An 8,909-nucleotide genomic window follows, 5' to 3' on the forward strand; every position below is an offset into this window, starting at 1 on the left:
ATTACTGCATGACAACAACCCGCTTTTGCTTAGTGCGCCATGGTGAAACTGACTGGAATGTCGAACGCCGACTTCAGGGTCATACCGATATTGATCTGAATGCTCATGGCAAGCGACAGGCAACACAAATGGCTATGGCCCTCAAAGTCATTGCTTTAGAGTTTGATGTCTTATATACAAGTGATCTAATGCGTGCGGCCAAAACTGCCAAAGCGATTGAGGAAATATTTGGAGTAGCCTCGATTGTTGATCCAGCGCTTAGAGAGCGCCATCTAGGTGGATTACAAGGTCTCACTACAAGCGATGCGCTACAGATTGAGGCCGAGCTATGGGAGATTCACTTGAGTAGAGATCTTGACCATACTCTTAGAGGTGGCGAGAGCATCACGCAATTTGCAGATCGTATTCATGGGGCTCTGGAAAAAATTCGCTTGCAACATCTTGGCAAAACTATTTTGTTGGTCAGTCATGGCGGGGCCCTCGACATGATGTATCGACTGGCCAGCAATCAAGCCCTCGCAGCAGAAAAAGTTGTTAATGTCCCCAATGCTTCCCTGAATTGGATTAGCCACGATGGCAAGGCCTGGAAGGTGGATAGTTGGGCAGATACCAGCCATTTAGATGGCTTAGCGCTCGACAATTTAGATCTATAACGAGATCGAAATTAAATACCCTATTATTACGACATGAAACGATTCGTGAAGCTACCGCTCTATTTATTGCTGGCCATCCTTTCTATGCCGATTTACGCGATCAATCTTGAACCAAGTGATGTTCCCGATGGATTACCAGATCACATTGTTGGTGATATTGGTGTGGCAGTCTATTCGTCGAATATGCATATTGGGACCGAAGGAACGCAGTCGCTAGTGCTGCCTTATGCATTTTTTGACTACAAACGTTTTTTTGCTCGCATTGATGAGGTGGGAATTAAAACATTCAAAATGGGGTACGGCTATTTTGAAGTCATCGGCAAAATAGATCTAAATACTTACAAAGTGAAATCGCCAATCAATGGGGCATCCATTAATAAAAGTGATCCGATTCCATTGGGCTTGGGAACCTACCAAGAAACTCCGATCGGTGGATTTTTTGCGAACGCTTATCACGACTTTGGCAAATCTAAGGGTGCGCTGTATGAGCTTTTGTATTTTGCTGAACTCGAGACTTACAAAAATGTTGTTGTCTATCCAGAGGTAGGTATTGAAAGGCAATCTAGCCAATACGCTAATTACTACTATGGAATCAGCCCTGGAGAGTCGAATCAAACAGGCTATAGCGCCTATACTGCTCCTGCGACAAGTAATTTAATTGCTGGCTTTATGGTTGAAATTCCAGTTGTTGATAATTGGTATATCAATCTTTATGGGCGTCGTAAATGGCTTGGCAACGGAATCAATAACAGCCCCGTCATGAATCGCTCCTTCCAAGACAATATCTTTGCGGCCTTAGCTTACCGATTTAAGTAAGCAAATATTAGCCGCTCTGAGTAATTTATCTCCAAGGCAAGGCGGGAAGTAGTGGCTTAAGGCCAGCCTTCTGAATTGAAGGTGCGGCTTTTGGGGAGGCTAAAAATGCGATGAGGTCTCTTGATGCGTCAAGGCTGTTCACATTGCTGGTAATGCCTGCCGAAAACAAAACTGTCTGCTGTACTTCTGGAGGAATCTCGCCAATGAAATCTATCCCCGGAATGGGAATCAATTCGCTCACCTGTTGAAAGCCCAACTCTGCATCCCCCCTAGCAACTACTGTACCAACGCGTTCACTGTAAATCCTTTTAGCAGTCTTACTCATCTGCTCAGCAATACCGAGTTTTGGAAAGAGCTCAGTAGATAAATAGGTGCCACTAGCACTCGCAGAATAGGCCACAGACTTTGCATTCAGCAGAGCCTGCTTGAGTGCTGGAACTGTGCTGATATCCGGCTTGGGTGAACCAGCCTTTACAGCAGCGCCAATGACAGAAGCAACCAAATCCACTCTGCTTCCTGACTGAATAGTGCCGCTCTTAATAAAACCTTCTAGCGCAGGCCCGGCAAGTATTAACACATCAAACTTTTCATCTCTGGCAAGTCTTGATGGAATTGAGTCAGGGGCAGCCCCCATAGAAGAGCCATAAGAAATAATGACTTTATTTGATGATTGTTTTTCATACTCTGGCACCAGAGCTTTAAGCGCCTCTGCAAATGCGCCTGAGGTAATCACCTGGATATCGGCAGCAAAGGTCGGGGTTGCAAATAGGAAGGTGGCAAGAAAAACTAATGTAGTGTTTCTGAGAAAGGAAGTTATTTTCATTATTTTTAAAATAGCGGTCGTGAAAGAATGATTAAATAATCTCTAATACTTTGCTCAAAGAATTGCCGACATAGTTTGGTTGCTCGCCGATTTCCTCAAATGGATGGCCCAGCCGATTTACCCAAAAGACATCATATCCATACCACTTGGCAGCCAAGGCATCCCAAGCATTACTTGATACAAATAGAACTTCCTCTTTTTTTACGGGGAAGGCCTCAAGCAGCAACTCATAGGCCTGTGGGGCAGTCTTAAACAGACGTACGTCCTCAACCGTAACTACTTGATCTAAATACGCTGCTAGACCATTGCTTTGTACAACTGTAGTGAGCATTTCTCTGCTGCCATTAGACAAAATGGCAGTGGCCATTCCGCGCTTTTTAATTTCTTGAAGAACTGCCAGGCTATCTTCAAAGCTGGTGAGTTTGGCATATTGGTCCATAAGCAGCTGTTCACTGCCTTCAGAAAGGTCAAGACTCATGCGTTTGCAGACATAGCGTAGTGACCGAATAGTCAGCTCCCAAAATGGCAAGTAATACTTGCTACCGCAAGGACTGGGGTCACTCATCGTAACTAGACGCGTGTATTCAATTTGGCGATCACGCCACATTAATGACAATGCTTGGCCGTGCCCTGGAAATAGCTCTTCTGCTAACTGTCCCATTGAGTAGACATCAAAAAGGGTCCCATAAGCATCAAATGTGATTAACTTATACATATTGCCCTTAGGTGAATTATCGACCCTGACAAGCTAGGGGCATTTCCCATAAAGGCTTTTCCTGGCTGAAGTCACAATTAACCCCAATCTGCGAAGTAGTGCTAGCAAGGCAGCCAGTTAAAGCAAAAATAGGCAGAGTGGCAAAAATGAATATCAATATTTTCATAGCTTGTCTTCAAAGAATTTTCTAACTCATTCTCCCATGTCATCAAATAGTGTGCAAATGAAGTTGTACAGGGCTTTTAATCTTGCAAAGGTTTAGTAAAGGGGTGCCTGTAGCTACTTAATAAGTTAGCTTAGCAATATACGCGTAGAGCGGTATTCCCAAAATGATATTAAAGGGGAAGGTGATGCCCAATGACATCCCCATATATAGGGCGGGATTTACTTCGGGCAGCGCATGCCTTAAGACTGCTGGCACAGCAATATAAGAAGCGCTTGCCGCAAGGACCATTAATAAAATCGTATCGCCCAGCGGCAAGCCTAGAAGCTTACAGAAGCCTAGCGCAATGGAGGCATGAACTAAGGGGGCTCCAATGGCATAGAACAAAGTGATTGAGGGCTTGCCTTTTAATCCCTCAAAGTTCTTGGCCGCCATCAACCCCATATCCAGCAAGAAGAAAGCCAGCATTCCTTTAAATAAATCAATAGAAAATGGAGCCATTATTTTTTGTCCCGCATCGCCGCTGACTAAGCCAACTAGCATAGAACCCAATAAAAGAAGTTGTGCGCCATCTGTAAAGGACTCATGAAGAATCTTTGACATACTCGTCGGTTGCTTTGAGTTTTTAGCAGAAGCTCTGGCTCTATTTGCTAGCAAGATTGCCAAAATAATTGCGGGCGACTCCATTAATGCCATTGCAGCAGCCATATGCCCACCAAATGCAATGCCATATTGATCTAACGCTTGTGTCGCAGTGATAAATGTAACGGCACTAACCGAACCATATGTGGCGGCGATAGCTGCGGCGTCGTAATTGTTCAGCTTTGTTCTTAAAATCAAATAGCCCATGAGCGGGATGATGATTGCCAGAGACATTGCCAGCCCAAGCGCCAAAACAATCTCGAGAGTAAATCCAGATTTATGAAGCGCAAATCCGCCCTTCAAGCCTAAAGCCATCAAGAGATACAAAGACAAAAATCTGGCGATTGGCTGAGGAATTTCTAAATTTGATTTCACTGCTCCAGCAAAAGCACCAAATACAAAGAAGAGAATTGCTGGATCCAAGAAATTGCTCATATCAATATCTTAAATAATTTTGAAAATTCTTATATTGGCCCCACATAGCTTGAGGACTAAATACATTATTAGATAAGCCTAAGATAGGTAAGCCCTCCCCCTCAGCATACGAGAAATCCATCTTGCTATTGAAACTATCAGCAAAATCCCTGTTACATCACCTAAAAACATGACCTCTATACCGCCCCATAAATTAGAAGACTCGCCCGCAAGATAAATGATTGATTGCGTTACTACGCTATTCAAGCCTGCATAACTTAATGCAAGGGTCAGTAAAGATCGAAGGGTTAAATTTGAGAGTTCACCGTTAAGCATGAACTTATCAGAACAAACCTTAGTAACAAGTAGAGGGACGCCAGCGCTTCCAATCGACAAGATCAATACCAAACCTATTTGTCCGTGGAATGGAAACATTACCCCCCATATATTAGAAATAATGAATATGGCCAAAGCTCCAATAGGGCCCGCAACCAAAGTCATTAATATTTTTACCCCACTAGGTAGGTGTACTAAATGCGCCCCGGGAGTTAAATATAAAAAGTCTGTGCAAAGATTGTTTGCAAAATAAAACAATCCATAACCTAGGGTTAGGATCACTAGTAGCTTGGCATTTTGAAGAAGGCCTCTCATTAACCAAGCAACTTTTGCATAGTCCAGCCTAGATTCAGAATGGCCAATGTAATGAGTGTGCCAAAAGTAATCTTCATTCCTAAAACTCTCTTGCTGAAATCTGGTGGAGGAATATGAATTCCTTTGGCGTGAATCAAGCGTCCAATAATTAAAGTCACGCCGGACATGGCAACCAACCACCAAGGCCCGCCATTTAACTCTAAACAAGCGATCAAGATAACTCCAAATGGAACATACTCTGCAAAGTTGCCTTGAGCGCGAATCGCTCTCTCAAGATCTTCGTGGCCACCACTGCCTAAGCCAACCTTATTCTTTCTTCTAAGCGCAATGACGGCAAAGGAGAGCCTAACAAAGATAATGGTTAACACAGCAGCAATCACTGATGTGACTAATAGCATTTAAATCTCCCAATAATAAAATCGTAACAATCTAATCAGTAAATTTTGCCAGTGCATGCCAGCCAAAACTCAATAATGGAAGCATATCTTTAGCAAAGCTTGTGACTTCGTTAATTAAATTTTTTGAGCAAACAACCGATCGGGGCAACTGTTTTCTGATAACCCAACCTTTTAGCTTGATAGCGCGCTCGATTTCTACTGGCACATCATCAAAGCCCCTGGGTATTCGGGCTAATGTATGGGAATAATCAAGCTCATAGCCTTTTCGCTTTAGAGATCTTTCTAGGGAAAGCCAGGCCTTAGGGTTCTCTAGAATTCCCTGTCTTAGCTTTTTCAGAATATGGGTTTCGGGCTGAAAATAACCAGCAGCACATCGACTTCCTAAAGGATCTAGACGAAAGTACAGCACGCCTGGAGAATGTTTATCGCCAGTTCGAGTAAACAGCCCACTGGCATGCATGTTATAGGGATGTTTTGCCTTTGAAAAACGAGCGTCTCGATTTATTCTAAATAAAGATCTTTTAGGATCTCCCCACAGCGGCACCTGCTTCTCAGCAAGATTTTCCGACAGGCTCTCTGTAAAGGACTTCATGGGCTCCCGCACAAACTCCTCATACTCAGAACGATGTTCGTTAAACCAGACTCTATTTTGATTATTGGTGAGCTCTTCAAAAAATGTGAATGCCTTTGGATTAAACACTGGATACTTAATCCTTGTCTGCATATTGCATCTCGCCATTCCCAAACGACCAATTTTCTTTATTCACCTCAATCAAGTTGATAAAGACATCTTGAGGTCTGACTTTAAGGCTTTGTACTAAGGCCCCACAAATTGTTTTATATAGATTCTTTTTAAGATCTGTAGATCTACCAAAGCTGATAGTTGCTTGAATAAAAATAATGCTATCTGAATATTCAATTCCCAAATAACTTTTCGGAATATTGAACTCCGTTGACTCGTGCCTAGTAATAATTTGGAATTTATCATCCTCGGGAACGTTAATTTGCTCTCGCATGACCTGGTAGACAATGTTCCCAACCTGATGCGCGAAGCTCTCAGAGTGTTTTTTACTTAAATCAATTCTCACTAATGGCATTGCTTTTCTCCTAAGATCAATCCATCTTATACAGATCTAATTAATTACTACCCAGTTTTACAAGTTAGAAAAAAGCACCCGAAGGTAGCTTTAGTGATCGCTAGTGGTCGAGAACGCTAATCCTAATGGCTCTTCAAATAATCAATGACCCAAGCTGGATCACTGTCGCTTGGGAAGATAGGGTAGTGAACAGCCTCAATCACGCCATTATTCGCAATTAATGTAACTCGCTTTAATAATGTCATTCCAGCGGCTACAAATGTTGGCATATTCAATGCCTGTTGAAATTGATAGTTGACGTCACTAACAACCGGAAATGGGAGATGAAGCCTTTCTGCCATTTCTTTTTGATATTCGCTAGTCTGTACACTCAAGCCCACAACTTCTGCGCCCAATGCTTGAAGCTCTTGATAGTGGTCCCTAAAGGAACAACTCTGTGGCGTACAACCCCTTGCTCCAGGAATTTGGTCCCAACCATCCGGCAAAGCAACATTAGGCTGCCCCGTCATTGGATAACAGTAGATAACCAATTTACCTTTGATGTCGCCAAAATTAATTGCCTTACCATTTGTGGCACTTAAAGAAACATTGGGCAGCTTCATTCCCTTCAAATGATTTGTTGAGCCATCATCTTGAGGAATGGGCAGGTCTACAGGAAGCTGGTTTAGATTGGTCATGGATAAATTCTATACAAAAAGCTGAGGACCAAATAAAAACCGCCCGAAGGTGGTTTTGGTGTTTCTTGGCAACCCAAGGCGGAATCGACCAGGGCCGAGGATGCAAATCCTTATACGAGATTAATACTGACTCTTAATATCTCCTTTTTGTGCCAACCGCGGGAACATATCAGCCGCCAACTCTAAAGCAATCTTAATGCCTTGTTTTGGAGTAATGGCACCATTAGGATCTTTTGGCATCGATGGTGTTGGATAGCCTTCTGCGTGAGAAAACTTCACTACGCCTGGAATCATTGCCTTTGCCAACCCTGAGTATGCTGGCGGTAGATTGTTTAGATCTGGTGCTTTGTACTCAGGTACTGGTCGAGCCACTGGTGTAGGCCATGTGCTTGGGTCACGAGGTGATGTTAGCGTGAAACATGACTCAAGTGTTCTCGCATTCGCATCACGAGCAGTAAATGGTTTTCCGAGGTTCCACGCTTTTCGCAAACTCGCAATCATGGAAGTGTGGCGGAACTCTTTAGTGAAAACAGTCTTTTCTGGAATCCATGGCGAGATCATCACAGCAGGTACACGATAGCCTGATCTACGGAAATCAAATCCTTCCTGACCTTTTGGTACCGCTGGATCTGGTGCTGGAACTAATGGTGGAGCAACGTGATCATAGGTGCCGCCTGGCTCATCCCAACCAATAAACAAAGTTGTATTCAGAACATTCGATCCTGCTTGAGTTGTTCCCATGCCTTTGTAAGCGTTATAGATACGAGTCAAGAATGCCTCGCCACCCAAAATAGAAGATGGTGGATCAATTGGAAGATCCATTCCTTGAATGAGTGCTCTACCAAATGCGGGATGGTAATCATTGTGTGCGGCAAGTAAATTTGGTTCGATTAAACAGAAATCAGGCAATGTGCCGTTGGCGCAATCTTTTTCATATTCAGAGAAAGGTACGATATGCGTTTTGAAATACTTCTTCAAAACCGGCATGTTAATAAGGCCAGTAAATGAAATTGGATCAGGCTCACATACATAGATCTTCCATGTTTTGCCATGCGCTTCTAGACGATTGAAGATTGTCTCAGCAGTATTTTTGAACAAGAAGTTTGTAGATGGGTCATTGACCACGAAGCCCGATGAAGTGCCTGCTGTCCAGAATGAACGATTAGTAAAAGTTTGGGATGGCACTTCTGAATACCAATGATCAAAACAAGAGAAGCCTTTTGCCAAACTGCTAATGACTGGGATCTGCTCAGGTGTGTAGCCAGTCATGATTTGTGAATACTCTTGATAAGTCGGCTGGCGACCCATCTCAGCTGTAAAGGTACTGATGTAATCGGTCACAAAGCCTTCCATATTTGGCCGTACTAATGAAGACTCTGGCGCATTGTATGGCGCAGTCATTTGGCTGGCCATCTTAAAGCGATTACGCTCATCCAAGATGTTATAGATCTGTGTATTGGTGTGTGGATGCTCTTCGCCTGAATCTGGATTTGGACCATCCATATAAGTAGCAGGCCCAAAAGGTACTCTGCCGTTAGGCGCTGGATACTGAGCCCATGATGGAACTGGGTTACTGAAATTCTTACCAATCACGCCCTCAAATTTTGGCACTTCGCCAGGCTGATAAAGCTGTCCGAGGATATTGTCAAAAGAACGATTTTCAAAGATCACCAAAATGACATGATCCATTGCGTTCTTTTTAGTAACTTGTGGCGCGGCTAAAGCAGATTCACCAAGCGCCGCTGATGCGCCGCCAATAGAAGAAGTTTTTAGAAAATTACGGCGTGATTGTTGGGTCATGTCTGCTCCATTGATAGATAGCCAATTTATAGCAGAGCACAAATGAAAAAACCACCCGAA

11 protein-coding genes are annotated in these 8,909 nt (G+C 43.4%); 2 read left to right on the forward strand and 9 right to left on the reverse strand.

The window, feature by feature from the left end; translation table 11 throughout:
* The first annotated feature begins 8 nt into the window (after positions 1 to 8).
* Entirely contained in the window at positions 9 to 653 is a 645-nt protein-coding gene (locus A8O14_RS11330) for a histidine phosphatase family protein (RefSeq protein WP_068949605.1), read from the forward strand.
* A 33-nt stretch (positions 654 to 686) separates the two neighbouring features.
* Positions 687 to 1,469: a MipA/OmpV family protein gene (locus A8O14_RS11335; RefSeq protein WP_068949606.1), complete on the forward strand. Its 783-nt coding sequence runs from the start codon at positions 687 to 689 to the stop codon at positions 1,467 to 1,469.
* Between the two features lie 25 nt (positions 1,470 to 1,494).
* Here the strand turns inward: A8O14_RS11335 and A8O14_RS11340 are convergent, their stop codons facing one another.
* The 9 genes from A8O14_RS11340 to A8O14_RS11380 form a co-directional block, all read right to left on the reverse strand.
* Positions 1,495 to 2,292: a substrate-binding domain-containing protein gene (locus tag A8O14_RS11340; RefSeq protein ID WP_068949607.1), complete on the reverse strand. Its 798-nt coding sequence runs from the start codon at positions 2,290 to 2,292 to the stop codon at positions 1,495 to 1,497.
* Positions 2,293 to 2,323: 31 nt separating this feature from the next.
* Positions 2,324 to 3,007 (reverse strand): haloacid dehalogenase type II, encoded by a 684-nt coding sequence (locus tag A8O14_RS11345; RefSeq protein WP_068949608.1) that lies wholly within the window; start codon positions 3,005 to 3,007, stop codon positions 2,324 to 2,326.
* A 283-nt stretch (positions 3,008 to 3,290) separates the two neighbouring features.
* Entirely contained in the window at positions 3,291 to 4,247 is a 957-nt protein-coding gene (locus A8O14_RS11350; protein WP_068949609.1) for a sodium-dependent bicarbonate transport family permease, read from the reverse strand.
* 78 nt (positions 4,248 to 4,325) lie between these two features.
* Positions 4,326 to 4,661 carry a hypothetical protein gene (locus A8O14_RS11725; RefSeq protein WP_145915355.1) on the reverse strand — a complete coding sequence of 112 codons (336 nt, stop codon included), beginning with the start codon at positions 4,659 to 4,661 and terminating at the stop codon, positions 4,326 to 4,328.
* Between the two features lie 215 nt (positions 4,662 to 4,876).
* Positions 4,877 to 5,275, reverse strand: a complete 399-nt coding sequence (locus A8O14_RS11360; protein ID WP_068949611.1) for an MAPEG family protein — start codon at positions 5,273 to 5,275, stop codon at positions 4,877 to 4,879.
* 31 nt (positions 5,276 to 5,306) lie between these two features.
* Positions 5,307 to 5,999 (reverse strand): DUF2461 domain-containing protein, encoded by a 693-nt coding sequence (locus A8O14_RS11365; protein WP_068949612.1) that lies wholly within the window; start codon positions 5,997 to 5,999, stop codon positions 5,307 to 5,309.
* Positions 5,983 to 6,372, reverse strand: coding sequence for a tautomerase family protein (locus tag A8O14_RS11370; protein WP_068949613.1), 390 nt, complete (start codon positions 6,370 to 6,372; stop codon positions 5,983 to 5,985). The genes A8O14_RS11365 and A8O14_RS11370 overlap by 17 nt, the downstream gene beginning before the upstream one ends.
* 122 nt (positions 6,373 to 6,494) lie before the next feature.
* Positions 6,495 to 7,049: a peroxiredoxin gene (locus tag A8O14_RS11375; protein ID WP_068949614.1), complete on the reverse strand. Its 555-nt coding sequence runs from the start codon at positions 7,047 to 7,049 to the stop codon at positions 6,495 to 6,497.
* Positions 7,050 to 7,169: 120 nt separating this feature from the next.
* Positions 7,170 to 8,849 (reverse strand): alkaline phosphatase family protein, encoded by a 1,680-nt coding sequence (locus tag A8O14_RS11380; RefSeq protein WP_068949615.1) that lies wholly within the window; start codon positions 8,847 to 8,849, stop codon positions 7,170 to 7,172.
* Between the last annotated feature and the right edge of the window lie 60 nt (positions 8,850 to 8,909).

It is taken from the genome of Polynucleobacter wuianus (assembly GCF_001659725.1).
Classification (GTDB): Bacteria; Pseudomonadota; Gammaproteobacteria; order Burkholderiales; family Burkholderiaceae; genus Polynucleobacter; species Polynucleobacter wuianus.

Bases quoted from the DNA above. Each gene is read 5' to 3' on its own strand.
- A8O14_RS11330 (WP_068949605.1), top strand. From the start codon at position 9: ATGACAACAACCCGCTTTTGCTTAGTGCGCCATGGTGAAACTGACTGG.
- A8O14_RS11335 (WP_068949606.1), top strand. From the start codon at position 687: ATGAAACGATTCGTGAAGCTACCGCTCTATTTATTGCTGGCCATCCTT.
- A8O14_RS11340 (WP_068949607.1), bottom strand. From the start codon at position 2,292: ATGAAAATAACTTCCTTTCTCAGAAACACTACATTAGTTTTTCTTGCC.
- A8O14_RS11345 (WP_068949608.1), bottom strand. From the start codon at position 3,007: ATGTATAAGTTAATCACATTTGATGCTTATGGGACCCTTTTTGATGTC.
- A8O14_RS11350 (WP_068949609.1), bottom strand. From the start codon at position 4,247: ATGAGCAATTTCTTGGATCCAGCAATTCTCTTCTTTGTATTTGGTGCT.
- A8O14_RS11725 (WP_145915355.1), bottom strand. From the start codon at position 4,661: ATGTTTCCATTCCACGGACAAATAGGTTTGGTATTGATCTTGTCGATT.
- A8O14_RS11360 (WP_068949611.1), bottom strand. From the start codon at position 5,275: ATGCTATTAGTCACATCAGTGATTGCTGCTGTGTTAACCATTATCTTT.
- A8O14_RS11365 (WP_068949612.1), bottom strand. From the start codon at position 5,999: ATGCAGACAAGGATTAAGTATCCAGTGTTTAATCCAAAGGCATTCACA.
- A8O14_RS11370 (WP_068949613.1), bottom strand. From the start codon at position 6,372: ATGCCATTAGTGAGAATTGATTTAAGTAAAAAACACTCTGAGAGCTTC.
- A8O14_RS11375 (WP_068949614.1), bottom strand. From the start codon at position 7,049: ATGACCAATCTAAACCAGCTTCCTGTAGACCTGCCCATTCCTCAAGAT.
- A8O14_RS11380 (WP_068949615.1), bottom strand. From the start codon at position 8,849: ATGACCCAACAATCACGCCGTAATTTTCTAAAAACTTCTTCTATTGGC.